This is a genomic window from Loigolactobacillus bifermentans DSM 20003, from assembly GCF_001434575.1.
Taxonomy (GTDB): Bacteria; Bacillota; Bacilli; order Lactobacillales; family Lactobacillaceae; genus Loigolactobacillus; species Loigolactobacillus bifermentans.
Window position 1 is genome coordinate 15,575 of the sequence record NZ_AZDA01000039.1, and the last position, 26,166, is coordinate 41,740.

General features: G+C 44.4%; 27 protein-coding genes, 1 pseudogene and 1 other annotated feature. Of the genes and pseudogenes, 19 read left to right on the forward strand and 9 right to left on the reverse strand.

The genetic code is table 11. From position 1 onward, the window contains the following. Positions 1–11: 11 nt before the first annotated feature. The 3 genes from FC07_RS05585 to FC07_RS05595 all read left to right on the forward strand — a co-directional run bounded on the left by FC07_RS05585 (position 12) and on the right by FC07_RS05595 (position 2,674). Positions 12–752 (forward strand): TatD family hydrolase, encoded by a 741-nt coding sequence (locus tag FC07_RS05585; RefSeq protein WP_057904142.1) that lies wholly within the window; start codon positions 12–14, stop codon positions 750–752. After that, positions 753–1,679: a Gfo/Idh/MocA family protein gene (locus tag FC07_RS05590; RefSeq protein ID WP_057904143.1), complete on the forward strand. Its 927-nt coding sequence runs from the start codon at positions 753–755 to the stop codon at positions 1,677–1,679. It abuts the gene before it with no gap. 287 nt (positions 1,680–1,966) lie between these two features. Continuing rightward, positions 1,967–2,674 (forward strand): MIP/aquaporin family protein, encoded by a 708-nt coding sequence (locus tag FC07_RS05595; RefSeq protein WP_155797879.1) that lies wholly within the window; start codon positions 1,967–1,969, stop codon positions 2,672–2,674. Between the two features lie 35 nt (positions 2,675–2,709). Here FC07_RS05595 and FC07_RS05600 read toward each other — a convergent pair whose 3' ends face one another. From FC07_RS05600 to ilvD, 4 genes are all read right to left on the reverse strand, one after another. After that, complete coding sequence (locus FC07_RS05600) at positions 2,710–3,642, reverse strand: alpha/beta hydrolase (protein WP_057904145.1); 933 nt, start codon at positions 3,640–3,642, stop codon at positions 2,710–2,712. An 80-nt stretch (positions 3,643–3,722) separates the two neighbouring features. Then, positions 3,723–4,937: an MFS transporter gene (locus FC07_RS05605; protein WP_057904146.1), complete on the reverse strand. Its 1,215-nt coding sequence runs from the start codon at positions 4,935–4,937 to the stop codon at positions 3,723–3,725. 91 nt (positions 4,938–5,028) lie between these two features. Further along, on the reverse strand, positions 5,029–5,367 hold the full coding sequence (locus tag FC07_RS05610; protein ID WP_057904147.1) for a metal-sulfur cluster assembly factor: 339 nt from the start codon (positions 5,365–5,367) through the stop codon (positions 5,029–5,031). 39 nt (positions 5,368–5,406) lie between these two features. Continuing rightward, entirely contained in the window at positions 5,407–7,161 is a 1,755-nt protein-coding gene (gene ilvD / locus FC07_RS05615) for a dihydroxy-acid dehydratase (RefSeq protein WP_057904148.1), read from the reverse strand. A 729-nt stretch (positions 7,162–7,890) separates the two neighbouring features. Here ilvD and FC07_RS05620 point away from each other — a divergent pair. The 6 genes from FC07_RS05620 to FC07_RS05645 all read left to right on the forward strand — a co-directional run bounded on the left by FC07_RS05620 (position 7,891) and on the right by FC07_RS05645 (position 14,161). Next, complete coding sequence (locus FC07_RS05620; RefSeq protein WP_057904149.1) at positions 7,891–8,103, forward strand: double zinc ribbon domain-containing protein; 213 nt, start codon at positions 7,891–7,893, stop codon at positions 8,101–8,103. A gap of 73 nt (positions 8,104–8,176) precedes the next feature. Beyond that, positions 8,177–8,427 (forward strand) — a binding site (T-box leader). A gap of 182 nt (positions 8,428–8,609) precedes the next feature. Further along, the gene (gene ilvB / locus FC07_RS05625; RefSeq protein ID WP_057904150.1) at positions 8,610–10,316 is read left to right on the forward strand and encodes a biosynthetic-type acetolactate synthase large subunit; all 1,707 of its coding nucleotides are present in this window, start codon (positions 8,610–8,612) and stop codon (positions 10,314–10,316) included. Then, entirely contained in the window at positions 10,317–10,802 is a 486-nt protein-coding gene (gene ilvN / locus FC07_RS05630; protein ID WP_057904151.1) for an acetolactate synthase small subunit, read from the forward strand. Positions 10,803–10,935: 133 nt separating this feature from the next. Beyond that, a complete protein-coding gene (gene ilvC / locus FC07_RS05635; protein ID WP_057904152.1) occupies positions 10,936–11,955 on the forward strand; it encodes a ketol-acid reductoisomerase in 1,020 nt (339 codons plus the stop codon). A 128-nt stretch (positions 11,956–12,083) separates the two neighbouring features. Further along, positions 12,084–13,358, forward strand: coding sequence for a threonine ammonia-lyase IlvA (gene ilvA, locus FC07_RS05640; RefSeq protein ID WP_057904153.1), 1,275 nt, complete (start codon positions 12,084–12,086; stop codon positions 13,356–13,358). A 14-nt stretch (positions 13,359–13,372) separates the two neighbouring features. Further along, positions 13,373–14,161 carry an ABC transporter ATP-binding protein gene (locus FC07_RS05645; protein WP_057904154.1) on the forward strand — a complete coding sequence of 263 codons (789 nt, stop codon included), beginning with the start codon at positions 13,373–13,375 and terminating at the stop codon, positions 14,159–14,161. 223 nt (positions 14,162–14,384) lie between these two features. Here FC07_RS05645 and FC07_RS05650 read toward each other — a convergent pair. From FC07_RS05650 to FC07_RS05660, 3 genes and pseudogenes are all read right to left on the reverse strand, one after another. Beyond that, positions 14,385–15,070, reverse strand: a pseudogene (locus FC07_RS05650) (oxidoreductase). 23 nt (positions 15,071–15,093) lie between these two features. Next, positions 15,094–15,717 carry a TMEM175 family protein gene (locus FC07_RS05655; RefSeq protein WP_057904155.1) on the reverse strand — a complete coding sequence of 208 codons (624 nt, stop codon included), beginning with the start codon at positions 15,715–15,717 and terminating at the stop codon, positions 15,094–15,096. Positions 15,718–16,032: 315 nt separating this feature from the next. Continuing rightward, a complete protein-coding gene (locus tag FC07_RS05660) occupies positions 16,033–16,416 on the reverse strand; it encodes a Rid family detoxifying hydrolase (protein ID WP_057904156.1) in 384 nt (127 codons plus the stop codon). Between the two features lie 153 nt (positions 16,417–16,569). Between FC07_RS05660 and FC07_RS05665 the strand changes: the two genes are divergently transcribed. The 10 genes from FC07_RS05665 to spx all read left to right on the forward strand — a co-directional run bounded on the left by FC07_RS05665 (position 16,570) and on the right by spx (position 23,471). Then, positions 16,570–16,833, forward strand: coding sequence for a hypothetical protein (locus FC07_RS05665; protein ID WP_057904157.1), 264 nt, complete (start codon positions 16,570–16,572; stop codon positions 16,831–16,833). 731 nt (positions 16,834–17,564) lie between these two features. After that, positions 17,565–18,224 carry a C39 family peptidase gene (locus tag FC07_RS05670; RefSeq protein ID WP_235807466.1) on the forward strand — a complete coding sequence of 220 codons (660 nt, stop codon included), beginning with the start codon at positions 17,565–17,567 and terminating at the stop codon, positions 18,222–18,224. 119 nt (positions 18,225–18,343) lie between these two features. Beyond that, positions 18,344–19,087 (forward strand): threonine/serine exporter family protein, encoded by a 744-nt coding sequence (locus FC07_RS05675; protein ID WP_420814194.1) that lies wholly within the window; start codon positions 18,344–18,346, stop codon positions 19,085–19,087. A gap of 18 nt (positions 19,088–19,105) precedes the next feature. Continuing rightward, the gene (locus tag FC07_RS05680) at positions 19,106–19,552 is read left to right on the forward strand and encodes a threonine/serine exporter family protein (RefSeq protein ID WP_057904158.1); all 447 of its coding nucleotides are present in this window, start codon (positions 19,106–19,108) and stop codon (positions 19,550–19,552) included. An 80-nt stretch (positions 19,553–19,632) separates the two neighbouring features. After that, positions 19,633–19,836 carry a hypothetical protein gene (locus FC07_RS05685; protein ID WP_057904159.1) on the forward strand — a complete coding sequence of 68 codons (204 nt, stop codon included), beginning with the start codon at positions 19,633–19,635 and terminating at the stop codon, positions 19,834–19,836. Between the two features lie 88 nt (positions 19,837–19,924). After that, the gene (locus FC07_RS05690) at positions 19,925–20,419 is read left to right on the forward strand and encodes a universal stress protein (protein ID WP_057904160.1); all 495 of its coding nucleotides are present in this window, start codon (positions 19,925–19,927) and stop codon (positions 20,417–20,419) included. Positions 20,420–20,488: 69 nt separating this feature from the next. Continuing rightward, complete coding sequence (sfsA, locus tag FC07_RS05695; RefSeq protein WP_057904161.1) at positions 20,489–21,214, forward strand: DNA/RNA nuclease SfsA; 726 nt, start codon at positions 20,489–20,491, stop codon at positions 21,212–21,214. 214 nt (positions 21,215–21,428) lie between these two features. Beyond that, positions 21,429–22,460, forward strand: a complete 1,032-nt coding sequence (locus FC07_RS05700; protein WP_057904178.1) for a branched-chain amino acid aminotransferase — start codon at positions 21,429–21,431, stop codon at positions 22,458–22,460. A 118-nt stretch (positions 22,461–22,578) separates the two neighbouring features. Then, complete coding sequence (locus FC07_RS05705; protein WP_057904162.1) at positions 22,579–22,923, forward strand: hypothetical protein; 345 nt, start codon at positions 22,579–22,581, stop codon at positions 22,921–22,923. 134 nt (positions 22,924–23,057) lie between these two features. Then, positions 23,058–23,471 (forward strand): transcriptional regulator Spx, encoded by a 414-nt coding sequence (spx, locus tag FC07_RS05710; protein ID WP_057904163.1) that lies wholly within the window; start codon positions 23,058–23,060, stop codon positions 23,469–23,471. A 31-nt stretch (positions 23,472–23,502) separates the two neighbouring features. Here spx and FC07_RS05715 read toward each other — a convergent pair whose 3' ends face one another. Then, complete coding sequence (locus FC07_RS05715; RefSeq protein ID WP_057904164.1) at positions 23,503–24,219, reverse strand: phosphatase PAP2 family protein; 717 nt, start codon at positions 24,217–24,219, stop codon at positions 23,503–23,505. 122 nt (positions 24,220–24,341) lie between these two features. Then, positions 24,342–26,150 carry an oligoendopeptidase F gene (gene pepF / locus FC07_RS05720; protein WP_057904165.1) on the reverse strand — a complete coding sequence of 603 codons (1,809 nt, stop codon included), beginning with the start codon at positions 26,148–26,150 and terminating at the stop codon, positions 24,342–24,344. Positions 26,151–26,166 lie beyond the last annotated feature (16 nt).

Genomic DNA, 26,166 nt, shown 5'->3' on the forward strand with positions numbered 1-26,166 from the left:
GATGAGGCGACATGCCATTGATCGATGCGCATTGTCACAGCGAAACAGCGCAGTTTGTACAGTATTTAAAACGACAGCGAGTCTACGCCACATTAAATTGTGGCACACCAGCTGAATTTGAACAAAATCAACATTGGGTTGAAAAGGCGCCCCACATTCAGTTATCAGCCGGCATTCATCCCTGGCAAGCTGATCAGCTGACGTTTGCCGAGATGCAACCGATTTTGGATCAAGTGGATATCATCGGTGAGATCGGTTTGGATAATGTTTGGACGAAAGTGCCTTTGACACAGCAACAACCGATTTTTACACAACAATTGGCTTATGCTGAAAAGCAACATAAACCGGTGATCATCCATACCAAAGGGCCTAATGAGCTCACGCTGCAAACCATGCGGGCTTATTTTAATACCTATTTGATTCATTGGTATGATGATCTAACGGGTTTAAAGCAATTGATTGATTTAGGCTGTTATTTCAGCATTGGACCGTCATTTAGCCAAGAGGCTGCGATTCAAACGTTGATTCAAAAGGTACCGTTAACGCAGGTGCTCATTGAATCAGATGGTCTTGGCGGGATGAGTTGGGCGCTAAATCAAGAATTAACGTTAAAGGCTTATACAGAACGGTTGCAAGCCGTCACCCAAGTCTTAGCGCAGCGCCATCATTTATCAGTGCCAGTGATGCAAAAGCAATTGATTCAAAATTTAACACGGTTTTGGCAAGGCCAACCAGGAAATGAAGGGGATTAAATGTTAAAAGTTGGTGTCCTTGGGTTAGGTGGTATCGCACAAAAGGCCTACTTACCCGTTTTTGCAGGGCTACAGGATCAAGTCGACTGGTATTTATGCACGCGCAATCAAGCTAAATTAGACCAGCTGCAACAACGTTACCACTTTCCGCACAGCACCACCAATGTGGCGCAACTGGTAGCAGAACCGTTGGATGCCGTGTTTATTCATACGCCAACTGCAACGCACGGTGCGTATGTGCGTCAATTTTTGGAAGCTGGTGTGCATGTTTACGTGGACAAACCTGTCAGTGAAGATTTTGCGGAAGTACAGGCCCTTTACGCATTGGCAGACCGAAAGCAGTTGTTGTTAACGGCAGGTTTTAATCGGCGGTTTGCACCATTAAACCAGCAATTACAGCAACAGGCATTTCAAAGTAATCAAATCATGGTTCAGAAAAATCGTCAAAACGATGTCGGGCCTGTCAAATACATGTTGTTTGATCTCATGACGCATGTGGTCGATACAGCGGTTTATTTGGCCGATCTCACCAGAACAGACCTGACACACGCCACCTATCAATGCAATGTCACCGCTGGTCAGTTACAACGGGCGCGAGTATTGCTTGACACGCCGCAACGAACCGTTTTGGCCAGTATGAATTTGCAAGCAGGCAGTAATACTGAAACGGCTACGTTACAAGGTCCTAGTGGTATTTGGCAAGTGCAGGATCTCGCTCGGTTAACACAGCAACAAGGGCCACAACAGCAGCAAACAGTCTTATCGGACTGGACGCCAACGTTGGAGCAGCGTGGCTTCGCGCCATTGATCAACGCCTTTTTAAAGGCGGTGGCTCACGGGACTGCTAATCCAGTGTCGCCAACCAGCAGTCTATTAACCCATCAAATTTGTACGCAGCTTTGGCAAAGCGCTGGTTCAGTCGATTAGGCGACCGACGCTTTTTGCTAGAAAAATAATGGCTTTTTGAAAAAAATTTGCATTATGGCCTACACAATCAGTATACTTTGTAAGGGCTTACTTATATTGGCATTATTTGATGATTATTGAAGCCCAAGAATACGAATTGCGCTGTAACGCGTAATTCTAGGAGGTGCCATGTGTCTTGCGGTGCGAATTAACGCCACAAGACTGGACATCCTCCGGAAATAAGATCTTTGCGTAGCAAAGGTACATTAGCGTATTTAGGAGGTAGCAGTAAGGAAATGGATACAAGTGTGATGACACAGGCATTAGGCGAATTGATTGGGACCTTTATTTTAGTGGTGTTAGGGGATGGCGTTGTCGCCGGGGTTTCCCTAAAGCGTTCGAAGGCAGAAGGCGCAGGTTGGATCGCCATTACGTTAGGTTGGGGCTTAGCGGTGACCTTAGGGGTTTATGCTTCAGCGTTTCTCGGCCCAGCACATTTAAACCCAGCGGTGACCATTGGCTTTGCAGTGATTGGCAAGTTCCCGTGGTCTAGCGTATTACCATTTGTGATTGCCCAATTGATCGGTGGCTTTTTAGGTGGGGTCTTTGTTTGGTTACAATATTATCCGCATTGGGCAGCAACCAAAGACGCGCCAGCAATTTTAGGTGTTTTCGCCACAGGACCTGCGATTCGCAAACCTTGGGCTAACTTTTTCAGTGAAGCTTTTGGCACGCTGATTTTAGTTTTTGGACTGTTAACATTTACTCGCGGTCAATGGACCGACGGGTTGAATCCCATTGGCGTTGGCATCTTGATCACCGCCATTGGGTTATCTTTAGGGGGCACCACCGGTTATGCCATTAACCCAGCCCGGGACTTAGGCCCACGGTTGGCCCACGCCTGGTTACCGATTGCGAATAAAGGCACTTCTGATTGGTCATACAGTTGGATCCCGGTTTTGGGACCAATTGTTGGTGGGATTATCGGTGCAGCATTGTTTACCTTGTTACCATAAGCATTAAAAAAAGAGCTTCGCATTGAAGCTCTTTTTTAATGGACATATTTGGCTAAAAACTGTTGCACCCGTAACGGGTAAACTTGTGGTTGTTTGCTGAAAGCCATAACATGCTTGGCCTTAGGCACGAACCAAATCGCTTTAGGTGCCTTAGTGGCATGGTAAAGTTGCTCACTCATTTTGTAAGGGACAAAGGTATCTTTTAACCCAGCAATGAAGAAAATCGGCGTTTTATTGCGTCGAACGGCTTTCAGGCCATCTGCTTCTTTAAAGGAATAGCCTGCTCGCAATTTTGTCACCAGGCTGGTAACTGGGACCAAAGGCCAACGCGGCAATCCATAAAGGGCTTTCGCCTGATGACTGATCTCAGCATCGGCTGTGGTAAAAGGTGAGTCTACCACCATGGCTTTAACTTGTGCAGGCACATTTTCACCACTGGCCATGACCACGCTGCTGGCCCCCATACTAATACCGAACATTACAATTTGGCTATGTGAGCCATTTTCGGCAATAATCTTGTTGACCCATTTTAAATCATCTAGTCGGTCCAACCAGCCAAAGCCCACGACGTTGCCTTGACTGTCGCCTTGGCCTCGTAAATCAGGGACCAACACGTTGTAACCCATTTGATGAAACATGGCGGCATAAGCGCCCATTTCGCTTTTATTACCGTTAAAGCCGTGAATCACCAGCGCCGTTTTTTGGGTGGTATGGGCTGCTGGAATGTAATTTGCCACGAGCTTTAATTTGCTATGGGCGGCAGTGATGTGCCAAGTTTCTTTGGCGACGTTTTGATACCAAAGTTTACCCGCATAAAGTGGATCGCTTTTTCGCAAAGGTTTTGTTTTTTTAATAAATGATTTTTGACCTGGCACAATGGCAACGTTATAAAAATAATTGCCAGTGAGGCCTAAAGCAATCGCAACGATCCCAACGATCAGCCAGAACCAGCGCCACAGTTTACGCATAAGCGCACCTCTTTCTGTTGAGACTATTTTGTGACTAAGCTTAGCATAAAAAAGAAGCGGACAACAATAGCCGCTTCGAATTATTTTGACACAGCTGCTTTGCGGCGCAGTGGCCGTGTGGCAGGTAATAGCAACACTAAGTTAAACACTTCCAAACAAGCAGTCATCATAAACACGCCGCGGTAGTCAAATAGGCTGGCAATGACAGAGCCGAGCATGGGCCCGCTGACACTGCCCAAGGCCTGAAAGGATTGGTTATAACTAAAAATACGACCGAATGCGTTTTGAGGGACGTAAAAGGCCATTAAGGCTTGGATCGCTGGTAATAACGCCGCATCGGAAATGCCTAATAACAACCGTAAGATCCCTAACTGCCACACGTTTTGAACAAAACTCATGGGAATGAAAATAATCACAGCACCGATCAGGCCGCCGATCAAAACACGCTCAGGCCCAACCCGGTCACTTAAACTGCCGAGTAGTGGTGATGCGATTAAGGTGACTAAGCCTGGCAAGGCCGCAATAATCCCACTAACCAGTGCCACGTTGCCTTGGTGATGGACCAACTCGCCAATTAACAAACTGATGATGGGGGTAACCGACATACTAGCGGCTTGAATCACCAAGGTGGTGATAAACAGGCCCCAGATCAAATGAGGGTAGCGCAATTGTTTGAAAACTTGTTTGGTGGGGACCAGTTCGTCTTTTTTAACAGGGGTAAAGGTTTCGTGAACACAAAATAAGGTCATTAAAAACGTTGCGAACATCATGACCCCAGTGACGAGAAAAGCAGAACGATAGCCGGCAGCCCCGGCTAAAACGCCGCCTAACAGTGGGCCCAGTAAGGTACCGACCACGTTACCGGTGGCCAATGTGCCTAAGGCTTTCCCACTTTTTTCATGCGGGACACTAGCGGCAACAATGGCGTTTGCATTGTTAATGTAGCCTGAAAAGACCCCTTGGATCACGCGAAAAACAATCAGCCAAGTGACGTTAGGCACTAACCCACAGGCGGTGATCGTCACCGTCATTCCCAGTGACGCACGGAGACACATGGGCTTCCGACCGTATTGATCGGCTAATTTTCCCCAATAAGGGGAGACGATGGCCTTGGCCAAGAAGGTAACGGCAAAAGCGGTGCCGCTTAATAAATTGAGCTGCCACTTGCCAAAATGACCTAAGGTTTGAATAAATAAAGGCAGAAAGGGCATGGTCATCGAAAAACCCATGCCTGTCATGAAATTTCCGAACCATAAATACCTTAAATTATGCTGCCAAGTGCTAGTTTGCTGCAATGTGATCACAACCTTTTCTAAAATAAAAAAGCATGGTTCTTAGGTCAAAATAGACTCAAGAACCACGCTTTCAGTCACTTTAAGTGAACGTTTATGAACCGTAATAGCCAAGTGCTAAACGGGCATACCGACTCATTTTTTCAGGTGTCCAAGCAGGCTCCCAAACGAGCTTGACTTGAACATCATCAATTTCCGGTAACTTACTGAGTGCTGTTTCAATCATATTTTGTAAGACCTGTGTAATGGGACAGCCCATTGTGGTTAAGGTCATGGTAACAGTTGCCACGCCATCTGTTAAGCTCAAACCGTAAATGAGGCCTAAATTGACCAGATCACAACCGAGTTCAGGATCAATGACACTTTCCAGTGCGGTGAGCATGCGGTCTTTTAAATCAGTGACCGGTTGGGCTGCTGTTTCAGTTTCTGTCATGGGATGGGCCTCCTTTACATGTCCAAATTTAAAATAGCGTTACTTGTTTTGGTCAGCTTGACCAAATAATTCGTCGGCACCTAACATGATACCGCCAGTGCTGGCTGAAGTGACCAAGTATTGGTAACGGGCTAAGTAGCCGAAGCGAACCTTTGGTTGGAAAGGTTTCAAATGTTTCCGGCGTTCAGCAAATTCTGCTTCTGTCACATTAACGTCTAACTTACGGTTGGTTAAGTCGATGGTAATTTCATCGCCATCTTCAATCAAGGCAATTTCACCACCAGCAGCGGCTTCAGGTGAGATGTGCCCCGCACAAATACCGTGGGTTGCACCTGAAAAGCGCCCATCTGTGATCAAGGCGACTGTGCGACCTAAGCCCCGGCCGATAATGTTGGAAGTTGGATTTAACATTTCTGGCATACCAGGGCCACCTTTAGGACCTTCATAGCGAATGACAACCACGTCACCAGCCTTAACAGTCCCATCATCGATACCAGCAACAGCCGCGTCATGTGAATCGAAGCAAATGGCTTTCCCGACAAACTTGTGAATGTCAGGGTCAACGCCGGCGACTTTGATCACAGAGCCTTCTTTAGCGATATTCCCGTAAAGAACAGACAAGCCACCTTCTGGTGAATAAGGATTGTCCAATGGCCGAATAACTTCAGGGTTCAACGTATGGGCACCAGCCACGTTTTCGCGAATGGTTTTCCCAGTGACGGTTGGCCGATCAGGATGCAAAATGCCACCTTTTTCGATCAATTCATTCATGATGGCAGGAATCCCACCGGCTTCGTGAACTTCTTCCATGGTGTATGAAGAAGAAGGCGCGATTTTAGCCAAATGTGGGGTCTTTTTAGCAATGGCGTTAATGTCTTCTTCCTTGTAAGGAATACCAGCTTCATGGGCAATGGCTAAGCCATGTAAAACGGTATTGGTTGAACCGCCCATGGCCATATCTAAGGCAAACGCATCGTCAAAGGCCTCTTTGGTCATAATATCCCGTGGTTTCAAGTTGTTCTTAACATTTTCCATGACCCGACGCGCAGCGGCACGAACTAAGTCGCGGCGTTCTTGAGAGATAGCCAAAGCAGTCCCGTTGTAAGGCAATGCCATCCCAATGGCTTCCATCAGGGAGTTCATAGAGTTTGCTGTGTACATCCCAGCACAAGAGCCACAACCAGGGCAAGCATGACGTTCTAATTCCAAGAAGTCTTCCTTGCTCATTTTGCCATCTTTAAACGCACCAACGGCTTCAAAGACGGTGGATAAGGTAGCGGCTTTCCCATTTGGATCTAAGCCGGCTTTCATTGGGCCGCCAGAAACGAAGGCAGCTGGGACATTGGTGCGAGCAGCAGCCATTAACATCCCAGGGGTGATCTTGTCACAGCTAGGCATGAATAAGACGCCGTCAAACCAATGGGCGTTGATCACAGTTTCAGCAGCGTCAGCGATGATTTCCCGGCTAGGTAAGGAATAGCGCATGCCAATGTGGCCCATGGCAATCCCATCATCAACGCCAATTGTATTGAATTCAAATGGGATCCCGCCTGCTTTACGGATTTCTTCTTTCGCGATTTCAGCGAGTTCCCGTAAATGGACGTGGCCTGGAATGATTTCAATATAGGAATTACAAATTGCGATAAACGGTTTTTTCATATCTTCAGGATCTTTTACACGGCCTGTGGCATACAGCAAACTACGGCCTGGCGCACGATCAGTACCGACGGTAATTTCGTCACTACGTTTTTGCATATCGTCGCCGCTGATTTCAAAATTCAACGTGTCACTCATTATACTCAACTCCCGTATTAAAAATATCTTCAAAAAAAGTAACTCAAGCTTTGATTAATTAGAAGATTATCACTTAACACTCATTTGTCAAATCGATTTTCTCATAAATAATCTCATTTTAGTGTTGACGAGGTGTTTTGTGCGTGGTACATTAGTCTCAACAATTCAATTCGAAACAAATGCTTTGACAAGGAGAAGTAGTTGTTATCAGTAGTTACACAGAGAGTCCTGTTAGCTGAGAGGGGCAGTACTGATGATGGCGAAAGTAGCCTTTGAGCTATCCGCTAAAATGTGATTTTTCTCAGAAACATCACAAGAGTAGGTAGGATTGGGAGCGCCCATTATCGCGCCAACGTATCAGCACTTTCTGGGATGAGCGGCGTCCTGCGCGACAGCTCGTTTGATCTTTTGTTTTTTGAAAGACCCTTCTGCCAGTTAGTGTCTTGTGCGCGGCAGAGGTAATCCTGGCAACAGCATTGCAAACTAAAGGTGGTAACACGCAACAGCGTCCTTAAGATCTTTCATTAGATCTTAGTGGGCGCTTTTTTGTTGTTTGCGTACCTATCTCTCAGCATGACTTTCGAATTTATAATTGCTTTTCTCTCTATAGAGGGAGAAAAGAAACGCTCTTTGATAATTGAATAAAGTCATCATGACAATGCAGATAACCTGAATTTTACTTGATCAATCATAGTGGAACAGTACCAGTGGTAGAAAGGATGATGAACCATGGAAATGACGTTTGAACGTTTAGTTTGTGCACATTGTGGCGCTGAAGTACCTTTTGGCAGTTTTTGTAGCGAGTGTGGCGAAAAGCTCTTTGAAGATAATGGGGCAGAACATTATCAAACTAGTTTCTGCGTCAATTGTGGCGCCATGACCCCGGATGCCAAATATTGTACCCGCTGCGGTTATGAAAAGAATTATCAACATTATTTTTAAAAAGTACTTGACAGTAAAATGTGAATTTTGTACTATTAGGGCATAGATTTATTAGAGAAATATTAAATTAAAGTGAAACGCGTTGATCGGAAAAGTATTGACCGCCTTCATTTATCCAGCGACTTCCGTTTGGTGAGAGAGAAGAAAATGAAACGGCCGAGAAAATCATCCGGGAGCGGTGAATCGAACTTAAAGTAGAATTCATTGGTTGCAACCATTATCTTGCTAGCGTATCGCGATTTTGAATCGCCGCACGTGAAGAGCTTTTAGCAGTGATGCTAAAACAAAGTAAGGTGGTACCACGTTTATTCAAACGTCCTTTGACATGATGACTTTCATGTTGAAGGACGTTTTTTTGTCGGTCATTGCCGACAAAATCAGGCTTTCAACAAAAAATTCAATTTTTTTCAAAAACAGGGTTGACAAATTCGAAAAACAAAGTAATATGAATTACATAAAATCTAATCAAATTTTAATCATTACAAACAAGTTAAGGAGATGAGACAATGCTAGCGAAACAGCCAAGTGAAATGCCCCAGAATGGTGCGGATCTTCTCGTTCAATCATTAGCAGATCAAGGTGTTGAGTTACTTTTTGGATATCCGGGTGGCGCTGTGCTCCCAGAATTCGATGCCCTTTACAAAGCGAAGTTTAATAACATATTAGTCCGTCACGAACAAGGCGCAGTTCATGCAGCTGAAGGCTACGCAAAGTCAACTGGTAAAACCGGGGTTGTTATTGTCACCAGTGGCCCAGGGGCAACCAATGCCATTACTGGGATCGCCGATGCCATGAGCGACTCAGTGCCAATGGTGGTCTTCACAGGTCAGGTTGGTATGAGTGTGATCGGGACCAACGCTTTCCAAGAAGCTGATGTCCTCAGCATGACTGCACCAGTAACGAAGAACAATTACCAAGTTCGTTCCGCTGCGGATGTACCGAAGATCGTTGCGGCAGCCTTCCAAGTTGCTCAATCTGGTCGTAAAGGCCCAGTTGTTGTCGATCTCCCTAAGAATGTGATGAATGAAACAGCAACGACTGAGATCATTGCCCAACGACCTGAACCACTTTCCATGATCAAGGCGAAGGAAAAGCGCGAGGCCATGGGGAAGTTAACCGACATGCTCATGGCCCTCGACAAGGCTAAAAAGCCATTGCTACTGGCGGGTGGCGGTGTAATCGCTGCTAAAGCAGGCGATGAGTTTAAAGCATTCGCCCGGAAACACCAAATTCCAGTGATCAGTACTTTACTTGGGATTGGCGCAATTCCGAGTCAAGATCCACTTTTCATGGGCATGGCCGGCATGCATGGCACCTACACCGCAAACATGGCGATTCACGAATGCGATTTACTGATTAATATCGGTTGTCGCTTTGAAGATCGACTTGCAACGAATCCCAAGCGCTTTGCACCAAATGCCCAGATCGCACATATTGATATTGATGCATCAGAAATTGGTAAGATCATTAAAACTGATTTCGGGATCATCGGCGATGCCAAAGCTGCTTTAAAGGAAATGTTACTGGCAGAACCAACGGCTACGAAGCATGCTGACTGGTTGACCCTTAATCAAGAACGACGGGCCAAACATCCTTATCATTATCGGACACAACCTGGTGCTTTAAAACCACAACAGATCATTGAAGAAGTTGGACGTTTAACAGCAGGTAAGGCGATTGTGACAACGGATGTCGGTCAGCATCAAATGTGGGCGGCGCAGTTCTATCCATTTACTTTCCCAGGCCAGTTGATCACCAGTGGCGGTCTTGGCACCATGGGATTTGGTTTACCGGCTTCGGTAGGGGCACGATTTGCAAATCCGGATCTTCCGGTTGTGTTATTCACCGGTGATGGTAGTTTACAAATGACCAGTGAGGAAATGGATGTGATTCACGGTTACGATCTCAATATTAAAATCATCCTATTAAATAACCATACGTTAGGGATGGTTCGTCAGTGGCAGGACTTGTTCTACGACAAGCGGCGTTCACAAACGATTTTCCATGAACAGCCTAATTTCCAAAAATTAGCTGATGCATATGGCATTCAATATTGTGCGCTTGATCCGGAACAGAATTGGCAGGCAGCTTTGAAGCAGGCCATGACCAGTGAGCATGCCGCCTTTATCGAAGTGCCAATTCCACAATTGGAAGCTGTGTCGCCAATGATCGCACCAGGTCAACCAAATGAGAATATGTTAGGGGTGGATTAAATGCGACGCGTGATTACCTGTATGATGAACAACAATCCGGGGGTGCTTAACCGGTTTACCAGTAGTTTAACGGCTCGCCAGGTCAACATTGATAGTATTTCGATTAGTCCGATTACAGATCGGCGGACTTCCCGCGTAACACTGGTTGTTTTGTTAAAGGGCCAGCAGGAAAGCCAACAATTGTTAGCACAGCTGGATAAACAGCTCGATGTTTTCGATTTGAAGGACATTACCGATACACACCATGTTGAACGTGAATTGGCCCTGATCAAAGTGAATGCGCCGGCGAATAAACGCGCCGAGTTGCTTGCGATGATCGCCCCATTCCGAGCTAGCATTATTGATGTTGGGTCATCGGATGTTGTGATTCAAATCACTGGGACACGTGAAAAAGTCAATGCATTATTAAGAATTACAGCCGATTATGGCGTCTTGCAACTGGTTAGAACTGGGGTTGCAGGCTTTACCCGGGCAGAGGATCAATAAACTTTCCCAAAAAAGTCTGAATTTCGTTACGGTACCATATTTCAAGTTCCGCCTATATAATAGGAAGAAACGTGAAATTTGATATAAATTGGTTTGGTTACATTAAATTTTAAAGGTGAAAGAGGTTTTTTATATGTCAGTTGATATGTTATACGATAAGGATGTTACAACTCATTATTTAGATGGTAAGAAATTTGCATTTATCGGTTACGGTGCCCAAGGCCATGCCCAAGCAAACAACCTACGTGATTCAGGTTACGATGTTATCATTGGTGTTCGTCAAGGTAAATCATTCGACGCTGCTAAGCGCGATGGCTTTGAAGTTTACTCAGTTGCCGATGCTGTTAAGCAAGCTGACGTTGTTCAAATCTTAACACCTGATGAAGTACAAGCAGACGTTTACAAAGAATCAATTGAACCTAACTTGAAAAAAGGCGCTACAATTGGCTTCTCACATGGTTTCAACGTTTACTATAAAGAAATCGTTCCTCCTGAAGATTCAGATGTTATCATGATGGCCCCTAAAGGTCCTGGTAACTTATGCCGTCGTACTTACAAAGAAGGCTTTGGTGTTCCAGCTCTTTATGGTTACTACCAAGATGCTTCAGGTCATGCTGAAGACAAGTCTAAAGAATTTGCTAAAGGGAACGGGGCAGCTCGTGCCGGCTTATTGAAGACAACCTTCAAAGAAGAAACTGACGAAGATTTATTCGGTGAACAAAACGTCTTAATGGGCGGGGTTACTTCTTTGATCGAAACTGGTTTCGAAGTTTTGACTGAAGCTGGTTACTCTCCACAATTGGCTTACTTCGAAGTTGATCATGAAATGAAATTGATCTGTGACTTGATCTACGAAGGTGGCTTCAAGAAGATGTATGAAGACTGCTCAAACACTTCTGAATATGGTTCATACATCCGTGGCCCACAAGTCATCGGCCCAGAATCTAAGAAGGCTATGGAAAAAGGCTTGAAAGAAATCCAAGACGGTACATTCGCTAAAGAATTTATGGATGACTACCGCAACGGCTTCAAGAAGCTTTATGCATACCGTGCTGAAATGGAACAATCACAATTACAAAAAGTCGGTGACGAATTACGCGCTAAAATGCCATTCGTTAACGATGCTGATAAATACAGCACGCCAGAAGCATAATTGTTCAGGGATGGAACAAGGTTGTCAGCCTCATTTCGGGCTTCAACCTTGTTTTTTTATTACAATATCAGTGTAGGAAGTAATCAAATTTTAATGCAAATAGGACAATCTGAAAGGATGGTGGCGAAATGGTAGTCACAGAAAATCAAAACTTATTGACTGAAACTGATGTACAAAAAGCAAACGAGGTGTTGGCCCCCATTATTCGCCACACGCCTTTGCAGTATGACGTTTATTTATCACAAAAATACAATTGTCAGGTTTATTTGAAACGTGAAGATCTACAAGCCGTTCGTTCCTTTAAAATTCGTGGGGCGTATTATGCCATTACCCAAACCACACCAGAACAACGTCAGCGCGGTGTCGTTTGTGCTTCTGCCGGCAACCATGCCCAAGGCGTTGCTTGGACGTGTCACAATCTAGGTGTTCATGCCACGATCTTTATGCCGGTGACCACACCGCAACAAAAAGTGGGGCAAGTGGCCTTCTTTGGTGGTGACGATGTGACCATTAAATTAACAGGGGACACGTTTGATGCCTCTGCTCAGGCTGCAACTGAATTTTGTGAAAAAGAAAATCAAACCTTTATTGCACCCTTCGATAATCTGAATACCATGGCCGGTCAAGGCACATTGGCCGTTGAAGTTTTTGACGACGCTAAAAAGCAAGCTTTAAAAGTGGACTACCTGTTAGCTGCAATCGGTGGCGGTGGTTTGATCAGCGGCATCTCGGCTTATAGCAAAGGCACCCATCCTGAAACAAAAGTGGTTGGGGTTGAACCGCAACATGCTGCATCGATGGCAGCAGCTTTTGCCAAAGGAGGCCCGGTGACCTTAGATGAAATGGACACGTTTGTCGATGGTGCGGCTGTTCGGACAGTTGGCGGCCTGACATATGCCAATGCGAAGGCCTATGTTGATGAACTAGCCGCCGTTCCAGAAGGCCAGGTTTGTCGGACGATCCTTGACTTGTATAGCAAGGAAGCCATTGTAGCAGAACCTGCTGGTGCTTTAAGCGTGGCCGCTTTGGAACAAATGCAAGCCGAATTGACTGGTAAAACGGTGGTCTGTGTCATCAGTGGCGGGAATAATGACATCAACCGAATGCAAGAAATCGAAGAACGCGCCTCGATTTTTGAAGGCGTGCAACATTACTTTGTGGTTGATTTCCCGCAACGGCCAGGGGCTTTGCGTGAATTTACCAATGAGGTGTTAGGCCCGAATGATGATATTACCAAGTTTGAATACACGAAGAAAGTCAATCGTGGTAGCGGCCCAGTTTTAATTGGGGTTCGTTTAAATGATAAAACAACGTTACCTGCATTGTTGGAACGTTTAACGAAATTTGATCCACACTATATCAACCTGGTTGAAAACCAAATGTTGTACACGATGTTAGTTTAGAAGAGGTGAATTTCATGACACAAACGATCCTATCGTTTCAGGATGTTTCTTTGGAACGTGGTCCAAAACGGAAAATTCTACACCACATTGATTGGACCATTCATACTGGTGAAAATTGGGCTATTTTAGGCCTAAATGGTGCTGGCAAAACCACAATGTTAAAACTGATCCATGGTGATTTATGGCCAACAACAGGTCGGTTAGAAGTTTTAGGTGGTGTTTTTGGTCACACCTCGATTCCAGAACTACAACGCAAAATTGGTTGGGTCAGCACGGCTTTGCAAGATTGGTTGCACCCTGGTGATCTTGTTGAAAAAATTGTTTTATCTGGAAAATTTGCCAGTATTGGTATTTACGAAGCTTATACCAAACAGGATCTTGATCAGGCCAAGGAATTGCTGACGGAACTAGGTGGTGCAAGCTTGATTGGCAAACCTTATTTGGTACTTTCTCAAGGCGAGCGCCAATTGGCCATGATTGCCCGTGCTTTAATGGCACAGCCAGCATTATTAGTGTTAGATGAACCGTGTAACGGACTGGATCTGTTTGCGCGTGAAGCGCTGTTGGAACGTGTGGGGAAAATCTCACAATTGCCCAATAGCCCGGCACTTTTGTTTGTATCGCATTATACAGAGGAACTCTTGCCGTGTTTCCAAAATATTCTGTTATTAAAAGCTGGGCGTATTTTCAAACAAGGTCAGCGTGAGCTTCTAAACGAGCAAACCTTGACTGATTTTTATGGGGCTCCGATTCAAACGGTCCATATTTCAGATCAACGCATCGCAGTCTATCCAAAACATTAGCAGGTAAAGCAGCGCCAAAAAATAGGCCCGACAGCAATGATGTCGAGCCTATTTGGCGTGTCATGATTATTTGTGATGCCGACTAAGGGCGAAACAGGTGCTTAAGGCGACACCAAGCATGGCGTCGAACTGGCGATCACTGAAAAGGCGGCGACTGGTTAAGGTTAAATGACTGCCAAACCCTGCTGCATAGCGGGTGCGGGGATGGCGACTGGTGACTGCTTTAACCCATCACTTGTGCAATGACATGCGGGTCAGAGGCCCAACGATAGGCAAGCTTGAGCAAAGCGTCTGTTTTAGCTGTTAGTGGGGCGTAGGCCTTAGCAGTGGTGTTGGTTTGCAAATTTTGATCGGCGATTTTGGCCCATTCAGTTTGAATTAAACCAGGCTCAACGATCACCACTTGAATGCCAAAGCTTTTAACTTCACTACGCAAGGTGTCACTAAGGCCTTCCAACGCATGTTTGGTGGCCACATACCAGCCACCAAGGGGTTGATAGATTTTACCAGCAATCGAGGTAACATTAATGATGCGACCACTGTGTTGTGCGCGCATGAGCGGTAATACGGCTTGAATCAACCGTGCGGTGCCAAATAAATTCACTTCAAACTGACGTTTTGCTGTGCTGATCGGCACGGTTTCAATGGCACCATAAGCGCCGTAGCCGGCATTATTGATCAGCACATCCAGACCCCCTGCTGGCGTTGAATGGTGGCCACAGCCTGCGCTAAGGTCTCTGGTTGCGTTAAATCCAGTACCAGCGGCCGAATGCCATATTTGGTCAGTGGTTGCAACCGCTCAAGCCGTCGTGCTGCAGCATAAACTAAATTGCCAGCTTGTTGTAACCGAATGGCAGTGGCACGACCAATACCAGATGAAGCGCCGGTAATGAGAATCACTTTTTTCATATTGAACAGCCTTCTTTCACTAATTAATCGATCACGATCTTTGTAGAACGGCTTAGCCGAAAATAAGCAACCGTATGGAAAATAATGCCGGCGAGCAAGAGCAACGCGCCAAGCCAGGTTGAAAATGGTGTCACTACTAAAGCAATGGCGTAAATGGCCACACTACGTAGCGGATCATCCTTGGTTTTTTGATGTAGCTTGGTATGCTTTGCCTGCTTAACGCGCAACGTTGCATGGCGGTTGACGTACGTATATAGGAGCTTAAAGGAAGCAGAAATCAATAAGGCTACCACATCATAAATGATAAAAGCCGTCTTCATGTCACTTTGATTGCCAGAAGCTAATGCCGACGCAATCAGATTCGTGGGATAATCCACCAGTGTAATGGGGAACAAAACCACTAAATTGACAAAGTTTAAGCCGCGGTCGATTTGCGCAATGGTATTGAAATAGTCATGGTGAAATAACCAAAGTGTGCCAACATAGAGAAATGAAATAATATAAGCAAATAAAATCGGCCATTGATGCAACACTGCGGTCCATAAATGACCAGTCCGATAAGCCGGTACGTGGAACTCTAAAACTAAAATTGTAATCAAAATGGCGAATACGCCATCACTAAAGGCTTGCAACCGACCTGGTTTCATAGCGAGACCTCCTAAGTTCTTTGATGTCTATTTTGCTCCGCAAAATCTTATTTCCGGAGGATGTCCATTCCTACGGGCGCAATCACCCTCGTAGGAAGCATGGCACCTCTAAGTACACTTCATATCTATTTTGCTAACGTAAACTCTTATTTCCGGAGGATGTCCATTCTGTCGGACGAAAACCGTCACGACAGAAGCATGGCGCCTCCTCCAGAAATAATCATTAACTTATTATCGCTTTTAAGCAGGCTTGTGCGCAACTATTTGGACAAAGAAAAAAACCATACGCTTGGCATGGCTTTTCGAAATAACGATTTACTGAACCGCTGTGTATTCAATTTCAATTAAAGCGCCGGCTGGTAACTTGGCGACTTCAACGCAAGAGCGTGCTGGCAAAATTGCATTGTCAGCAAAAAAGTCAGCGTACAATTGATTAACCAGCTGAAAGTCATTAACATCTTGTAAGAAAATCAGTGTTTTTACTACGTTAGCTGGGGTGAGATCGGCAGCTGCTAAAACAGCCTTGATATTTTTGAAAACTTGTTTTGCTTGGGCATCAATGGTTGTGCCAGCAAGTTTACCAGTGGTTGGATCGAGGCCAACTTGACCAGAACCATAAAGCGTATTGCCAGCTAAAACGGCCTGTGAATAAGGACCGAGTGCGGCAGGTGCTTGATCCGTTACAATTTTTTGAGACATATTGTCACTTCCAATAATGAGATTAGTCTTTATTTTAAGCGTCTTTTTAATGAAAGTAAATGCCATTAGATAACCTTTTTCGACGATTAGCAGGATTGACCCGTTAGGCATGGTTTAGTGGTAAAATAGAACCTAGAAGAGAGGTATTCCAAAATGAATAAAGACACCAAAAAAGTTGTCGCAGCTGCTGAAGCAAATGATAACCCAAAAAGTAGTAAATTTGCTGCCGGCGATCGCGTTGCAATTTCTAAATTAACTGGCTTACCTGATTGCGAAGGGGTCGTCATGAAGAAATACACGAATAGTGCATTGATCGAATTACATGAAGGCGATGCCATTACGGCGCAGATCATGGAGGAAATGAATGGTCGTTACGTTGTGAATTACGATCATTTAAAGAAGCTAAAGGCGGTTTGATCCGCTTCAAAAAATACGGCAAAAAATGTCGTATTTTTTTAGTCTTATCTCTTGTAACCGCTTACCAAATTTGCTATACTATGGTTGTGGTAAAGAAGAACTCAACCGTTACAAGGTAACAAGTCGTTCCACCGGAGTGTTGCTTGACGAAGGAGCATTCTGAAGTGTAAATATTTACAAGGACCACCGATTTAGAATTTAGGATATAGCGTGAAGCACTTGGATCTATGAATTGAAATGAATGGAAAGTGGTGCCAATGCAACAAGCGTGAAGCACAAACTTTTTAGATCAGCTGATCAAGTATTCACCATAGACGATTCTAACCAGAAAATTTTAGTGGAGGTGCAGGTCGTAATAGACGTGACACGAATTCCTCTAAGACAACCAATTACCAGCAAGTAAGCGTCATTTCGGATTCTCACTTTGATCTTGCATCAAACAGAATCACAGTAGATTTTAAATAACAAGCGTACGCTCAAGCTCAGGTAGCGTTGTCGTACAATTGAATAAGCAGTAAAGATTGAGGCGAAAAAGTATTACAAGTTTAAATCAACAGACCAAACGATTGGGTCTTCTACCACAACTAAAGTAGGTCACGAGTATCGATGAATAATCAAAACTCGTGGCCTATTTGTATGCTTGCATCAGTGGCGTTGTGTGGGGCTGGCCGTCAGCACGTAACTTGCGTATAATAGGCCTCAGATAGAGCCGTTAAAGTGGGGTTGGTTTTTTGAGACAGCAAACAATACATCGCCGGACAGGCTGGCGACTGACCGTGATCTTGCTGATTTTACTAGGGGTTATTTTAGTAACGTTGGCAGGCCTAGGCCGTCGTAATGCGCCGGCACTGAACAATATCGCAGCCATTCAAAATGGGGCACTTAAATTAACGGGCCGGCAGCCAAGTAGTTTAGAATTAAATGTGAAGCCCATGTCACAGTTGCCTGAGCTACCAACGGGTTGTGAAATCACGGATGTCGTGATGTTGATGCATTATCGTGGTGTAAAAATCGGCTTGGCGGAGTTGGCGAAGACGATTCCTTATGATGATGATCCAGAAGCTGGTTTCTGGGGGGATCCGTTTACAAATACCGGTTATACCATGTACCCACCTGGTTGGCGTAAAACATTTGAACAAAAATTAGGTGGTTTTCAGGATCTTTCCGGCAAATCAATTTCAGTTTTGAAAGCAACTTTGGTTGACAAGAAACCAGTTGTTGCTTGGGTCAATATGCATGGTTTTGCAGCACATGCGATTTTATTAATTGGTTATCAAGGTGATGATTTCATTTATAATGACCCGTATACGGGCAAAGGACAGCAAAAAATGACCACCGCTGAATTTTGGCGATTGGCCACTTCCCAAAATCACCGTGCTATGACGGATTAAAAAAGAGACTTCAGCCAAGACGTTGAGGTCTTTTTGTCTGTCAATAAATGCGAAGTTTAAATTGCACAACGCTGGTTTGACCGCTATACTTAATAACACTTGTGTGAAAGAAGGTGACTGTGATCGTCAAGGATGATCGGATTTTAGCTGTGTGTTTGTTGGCTGGTAAAATGATGATTGAAAGTGGTTCGGAAATGTATCGGGTGGAGGACACTATGCAGCGGATCGCTTACAACGCAGGTGCTGCTCATTGTGAGACATTTACGACGCCAACTGGTTTGCTCATGTCACTAGGGGAAAGTCGGGTTCAAATTTTACAAGTGACACATCGCACGATTAATTTAGAACAAGTGGAACGGATCAATGCGTTATCGCGCCGCTTTGCAGTGCATGAGATCAGTCTCGGGGCTTTTCACCAAGCGTTGCTGCAGCTAAATCGTGAGGCAGTGGTGTTTCCAGCTTGGTTACAATTGATCGCAGCTGCCGTGATCAGTAGCACCTTGATGATTTTGTATAACGGGGTTTGGTTTGATTTTCCCAGTACCGCCATCATTGGAACCGTGGGTTATGCTATTTTTTATTTCGGTAAACAACGTTGGCAAGTGAACTTTTTAAACGAATTTTTTGCATCCTTAGCAATCGGATTATTGGCCTGGGCGGCAGTGCGCTTGCATTTGGGCCAACGACTGGATTTGATTATTATTGGGGCAGTGATGCCCTTAGTACCAGGGGTACCGATCACCAATGCAGTACGCGATATTTTAGCAGGTCATTTGTTGTCGGGGTTAGCCCGCGGGTTGGAAGCGTTGCTCAGTGTCAGTGCTATTGGTATTGGGATCGCGTTAACATTTCGGCTGTTTTGAGCAGATAGGAAGTGAAGCATGCAGGAAGTTGGAACATTTTGTTTACAGATCGGATTTAGCTATTTAGCAACCGTTGCCTTTGGTATTTGTACAAATGTGCCGCGTCGTGCGTTGAATGCCTGCGGGTTGACTGGTGCGGCCGGTTGGATTGTTTATTGGGTGCTGTTTCAGTTTCACTTAGGCCGTATGTTACCCAATTTATTAGGTGCCTTTGTCATTGCCTTAGTAAGCCTCTTTTTTGCCAGACGTAATAAGATTCCCGTGATTATTTTTAATATTCCAGGGTTAGTTCCTTTAGTGCCCGGCGGCTTGGCCTATCAAGCGGTTCGGGCGTTTGTATTGGGGCAATACTTAAACGGTATTCAATATGCGATTCAAGTCGCCATGATTGCAGGGGCCCTAGCAATCGGGTTTATGTTGGCGCAATTTGTCGGCAATAGTCGGTTGTTACACTGGCACCGCTAAGCATTGAAAATAGTAATTGAAACGCTTACATAAAGATGGTATAACTGATTTGGAAGTAATTAAAAAGGTGGGCAGAAGCCATGTTATTTAATCGGACAATGGATTATTTAGTGGTCGGCGTTTATCAGTTAGCCGGCACACAACATACAGAACAGTGCGTGATGCACAATACCACAAAACGTGAGGCCAAACAACAAATGATACATTATTTGAACAATAAATTAACGGCGGCTTCGGGCTCGTTTCAAGATATTGTCTCCATTCAAGTTCAGAAGCAACGCTAAGGCCGTGATTCGCTTTTTCCTGTGAGAGTCGGTATAATGAAAGCGTACAGAACTTTATCTAAGAGACATCTAAAAGGTGGCGAATAAAATGGGAAAACAAGACAATAATACGCTTGATTTTGAAGTGCAAACCATGAATTTTCATCGTTTGTTGGTAGCGGTTGATGAAGATGATTCTACTTCTTCAATTCGGGCGTTTAACTATGCCGTTACAACGGCCAAAGCTTTCCATCTTCCATTGGCAATCGTAACAATCTTAGAAACTGCTGATTTAAATATTTATGATTCACTTTCACCTGAGTTTTTAGCGGATCGACGCCAGGAAGTATTGGCAAAAGTGAACCAATACGCACAAAAGGCCGTTGACTTTGGTGTTACAGAAGTGACACCATTGATCGGTGAAGGCAAGCCTGGGAATATAATTGTTAAAGAAATCATTCCGGATTGGCGCCCAGACTTGTTGATCGTCGGGTCTGAAACCAAAGAAAAAAGCCGACTTTTTATCGGATCACAGGCCAGTTATATGGCACAAAATGCGGCTTGTTCCGTGATCGTTGTGCGGGCGAATGATCAATTTTATTAATGAGATCAAAGTAGATCGCAAGGTCTACTTTTTTTATTGGCAAAGAAATCATTAAGGGATGGTAACGACATGCAATATCCAAATTATCACCTTGCAACTTTTGTAAGCCGGCCTAATCGGTTTATCGCATGGTGCGACCTAGCAGGCGAACAAGTGCAAGTTCACGTTAAGAATACCGGACGCAACCGTGAAATTTTACGGCCAGGGGTGCCCGTATCGTTAGTTCAGAGTGCCAACCCAAAGCGTAAAACCAAGTATGATCTGGTTGCGGCGAAGGTTGGTGAGCGGTGGATCAATATTGACAGTCAAGCACCGAATCATGTGGCCTTAGCCGGTTTAGAGCAGGGGATTATTCAGCTACCTGGCCTTCAAGACACCATTCAAATATTGCGCCCAGAAGTGGTTTTTAAGGATTCACGGTTTGATATTTATGGCGAAACAGCGGTCGAGAAGTTTTTTGTCGAGATCAAAGGGGTCACACTGGCCAATGGGGCGTTAGCCGCCTTTCCAGATGCACCAACTAGCCGTGCCTCAAAACATGTGACAACGTTAATGCAAGCTGCTCAGGCCGGCTACCGTAGTTATTTATGCTTTATTGTGCAATTGACAGGTATTGAAACCATGACCGTTTTTAAACAGCGTGATCCAGTGTTGTATCAAACGATTTTAACGGCGCAACAAAACAATGTTGGCGTGTTGGCCTACGGTTGCCATGTGACGCCAGGTGAACTAACGGTGCAATACCCGGTAGCCCTTGATTTAAAACAGTCGTTTATAGAACCGAAACTTGTTTGATGAATTTAATCAAGCCCTCATCTGTTTTTAAGTTAGTGGGAGAAAAAACTATAAAAAAATAAAGCCGATATTACCGGTGCTAGTGGCCTGAAAGGTAGTTGAGTCACCCTAAATTGATTTGACAAATCTCTGTGAGATTACTAAACTAATGATTAAAATTAGCTTACAAAATGAGTTGTTTTTAATTAAAACAAATAATCAAGGGGCGAGTAATATGTCAATCAATGCAAAGGATATTGATTTTAATAATTTAGGGTTTAACTACATGGATCTGCCTTATCGATTCCGTGCGTATTATCGCGATGGTCAGTGGCAAGACGAAGGTTTAACAGATGATCCTAACATCCATATTAGTGAAGGTTCAACCATCTTACATTATGGCCAAGGGGCTTTTGAAGGCTTAAAAGCTTATCGGACACAATCTGGTGAAATCAACTTATTCCGGCCAGACCAAAATGCGATCCGGATGACCCATTCATGCGATCGCCTGTTGATGCCTGAATACCCAGTTGACAAGTTTGTTGATGCTGTTAAACAAACAGTTGCTGCTAACAAAGATTTTGTGCCACCTTATGGGACAGGTGCGACGTTATACTTACGGCCATACATCGTGGGTGTTGGGGGCAATATTGGCGTCCATCCCGCTCAAGAATACATTTTCTCAATTTTTGCAATGCCAGTGGGGAACTACTTTAAGGGTGGTTTAACACCAACTGCATTTATTACTTCTGAATACGACCGTGCAGCCCATAAAGGGACTGGTGCGAATAAAGTCGGCGGGAACTACGCTGCCAGCTTATTCCCTGGTGATTACGCGCATCAAAATGGCTACAGTGACTGTATCTACCTTGACCCAATCTCACATCGTAAAGTTGAAGAAGTTGGTTCTGCTAACTTCTTTGGCATTACCAAGGATAACGTGTTCTTAACACCGAAATCACCTTCAATTTTACCTTCTGTTACCAAGTATTCCTTATTGTACTTAGCCAAAGAAAAGCTGGGCTTAGGGACTAAAGAAGGCGACGTCTTTATCGATCAATTCGATGAATTTACAGAAGCCGGCGCTTGTGGGACAGCTGCTGTTATCTCACCAATTGGGAGTATTACCCACGGTGATGACAAACATGTCTTCTATTCTGAAACAGAAGTTGGCCCTGTCACACGTAAATTGTATGACACCTTAACTGGAATTCAATTCGGTGAATTAGATGCCCCAGAAGGCTGGATCCAAAAAGTCGAAGCTTAATCAATCATTGTTTAAAAGCATTAAAGTACTGCAATCAGTGCTTTAATGCTTTTTTGGTATTTTCCGGTAATGAATACTATAATGGAGGTGAGACCAAAAAGAAAAGAGGAGGATCATCGTGGCAGAAGCAACGATTGCCTACGCCGATTTAAGTGAGCAGGCACAACAAGCGGCGATTGCAAACTTTATTCCGGCTTACATCGATCAGTTTCGGCGCGATAATTTGGAAGTTCTTGATGAAGATTATGCTTCAGGAGATATTCCAATGATTAATCACGTATTATATTCAGGGGCACGTTTTGACAAACAGGATTTAGTGACGTACTTAACAGAGCGGGTATTACCGCATTTTGATCACTTACTTGCGGTATTACCACAAACTTATTTGGCCAACGGCACACCACAGCAGCCTTGGCCGCAATGGTTTGAAGCCCAACGGTTACAATTAAATAATGGTCAATAAGGCCGATTACGGAAAAATCTGAGCTTAAGTTTCAGATTTTTTTTAGTTTCGGATTGCATTTTTAATTGTAATAGTTATAATGACAGTTAGGAGCTTCGATTTTATATCTAATATTTTGAGGAAGGATGATTTGTATGTTGCATCTCTACACGTCACCAAGCTGCGCTTCTTGCCGCAAGGCACGGGCTTGGCTAGTCGCGCATCAAATTGATTTTACCGAACGGAATATTTTAGCCCAACCGTTAACCACGGCAGAATTAAAACAAATTTTGCGTTTGACTGAAAATGGCACCGATGATATTATTGCCACACGTTCAAAGGCCTATCAGGCGTTAACGGTTGATTTAAATCAACTCCCATTAAAAGCAGTCATGACCTTATTACAACAAGATCCAACGCTGATCAAACGGCCATTGCTTGTGGATGAGACCCGATTAGAAGTTGGTTATAATGCAGAAGATATTCGCCAGTTTATGCCGCGTAAGCTCCGGCAACAAGAGCTCCGACGCGCTCAATACTTAACAGGCTTTGCGGATCTAGCGGAGTAATAAAAAAACAATCTGATTTCAGATTGTTTTTTTATAGGTCTTCATTTGGATGTTGCTCGTGATGAGCATGTCGCGGTTGTGGTTTTGAACGGTGATAAAATCGGTTCACAATGTGTAAACCCATCTCACAAAGTTTAAACCACAATAAGGCGAATAGGAAACCGCCTAAGGTGTCACTGGGGTAATGGTCACCGAGATAAACCCGTGCAGTTGCCATGCCAATGATCAATAGGGCACTCACTACGATTGCCAAAATATGCCAAATACGCTGCGGCAGCGGTCGAATTAAAACGAAATAAAGTAACAAAAGGCATAATGTGATGCCAAACGTGTGGCCGCTGGGAAAACTAAAGCCGGCTTCAGGAATGATCACCCGAATTTGTGGCCGCGGTCGCGCAATGAAACTTTTTAAAAAGTGATTGGCAATGGTGCCACTTGCCATCATGATCAAAACAGCGATTCCCATTCGCGTGCGACGATGCCACCACAACCAAATGGCGAGTAGCACGATATAAAAGCAGTCGAGGGTTGGCTGAAAGGCGACACTGAGTAAATGCCAGCCAAAGGTCGGCACCGGCTGAATCTGTTTTTGAACCACCGCGATAATTGGTCGGTCGATTTGTAATAATAGATTTTCCTGCCATTTGGCAAGTGCTGCTAAAATAGCCAGGAGCACCAGTGCAGCTAACGGCCAGCGTGGTAGCGGCTGCTTTTCTGGTAGTGCAGCTTGAAATCGTTGACGAAACATGTGAACACCTACTTTATAATTGCTAGCTTTTAGTATACTGAAACAAGATTAAAATTCTGTTAATTCCCAACAAAATAGGACCAACGCCGTAAGTGAAGTGCGGCGTTGATCCTATTTTGAGATTAGTCAGTTAGCAATTTTTCGAGTTCGTTGAGACGTGTTTCGAAAACTTGGAACGCTTTTTCCAAGTAAGCGGGTTGGGTCATATCGACACCAGCACCTTGCATAATGGTAATCGGATCTTTTGAACTACCGGATTTCAAATAGTTCAAATAAGCTTGCCGGTCGGTTGCGTTGCCGTTAACGATCTTGTCAGATAAGGTTGTTGCGGCAGCAAAACCAGTGGCATATTGATAAACGTAGTAATTATAGTAGAAATGCGGGATCCGTGACCATTCCAATGCAATTTCAGGATCATTGACCACAGCTGGTCCATAATAGCGCTGATTGAGCTCGGCGTAATAATCGGATAAGGATTGCGCGGTTAATGGCTGACCTTTTGCAGCTTCAGTGTGTAAGAAATGCTCAAACTCAGCAAACTGTGTTTGACGGAAAATGGTGCCTTTAAAGCCATCTAAATAATAATTTAAAATATAAGCACGTGTTTTCGGATCGGTTTGTTGCTTTAACAAATAGTCCGTTAATAGGTTTTCATTGGTCGTTGAAGCAATTTCAGCGACAAAAATCGCGTAATCGCCGTAAACGTAAGGTTGGTTGTGATGTGAGTAGTAGCTGTGAACAGAATGCCCCATTTCATGGACTAAGGTATATAAGTTGTTCAAATTATCTTGCCAGTTTAACAAAATAAAGGGGTTCGTATCGTACATGCCACCAGAATAGGCGCCACTGGTTTTGCCTTGGTTCTCCACCACGTCGATCCACCGGTTAGCGTAAGCTTCTTCGACGATGCTAGTGTATTCATGACCTAACACTGCAGTTGCGTTTAAAACTTCAGCCTTCGCTTCAGGATAAGTGTAGGTCAGGCTCGGTTTTCCGGTTAGCGGGGTATACATGTCATACATGTGTAATTCATCAACACCTAAAATCTTTTTCCGCAAAGCCACATAACGATGCAGTAGCGGCAGATTTTTGTTGACCAATTTGACCAAAGTTTCATAAACCGTTTCAGGAATCTGGTTGGCACCTAAAGCCGCTGCACGGGCGCTGTCGTAGTGATGGACTTGTGCTTGATAATTGTGCATTTTGACGTAATTTGATAAGGTAGCGGCCAGCGTATTACGGAATTGACCGTAAACTTTATATAACTGCTTAAAGGCGTTTTGGCGAACAGCCCGATCAGTGGATTCGATTAAACGACCGTAAACGCCTTGTGAAAGCTGGGTATCTTGGTCGCGTTCGTCTTTAATGACAGGGAAGGGCAGATCAACGTCATTGAGAATATTAAATGTGTCCGCCGAACCTTCAAAAATATCACTGGCGCCTGCCAGTAACTTTTCAGAAGCTTCGTCTAAAATATGGGCGCGAGTAGCCGTAAGGGTTTCTAAATAATGACGATAAACTTTTAAATTACTGTTTTCGTTTATAAATTGGTTCAGCTGTGCTTCAGGAATTGCTAAAATCGCTGGTTCAAAGAAGGCCAACTTCGCACCAACTTGTGCAAGTAGTGCGCTGGCCCGTTGGTTCAGGGCCTGGTAAGTCGTATTGTTGTTATCTTGATTGTGCTTCAAACTAGAATAAACGTAGACCTTTTCCAGCTTGCGATAAAGATCAAAGTATTGATCTAAGCCGTTGCTTAAATCGCGGGCTGAAGCACCTAAATCTTTTTGAATCGCTGGTAATTGGTCTGCTAAAGTCACAACCGCCTGATAATCTTGTTCCCAAGCGTCATCTGTTGGGTAGATTGTGGTGAGATCCCAAGTGAGTTCAGTTGGGACGTCCTCACGTTTTGGAAGTGTTTTAATTGCGCTCATCGTTAAAGTCTCCTTG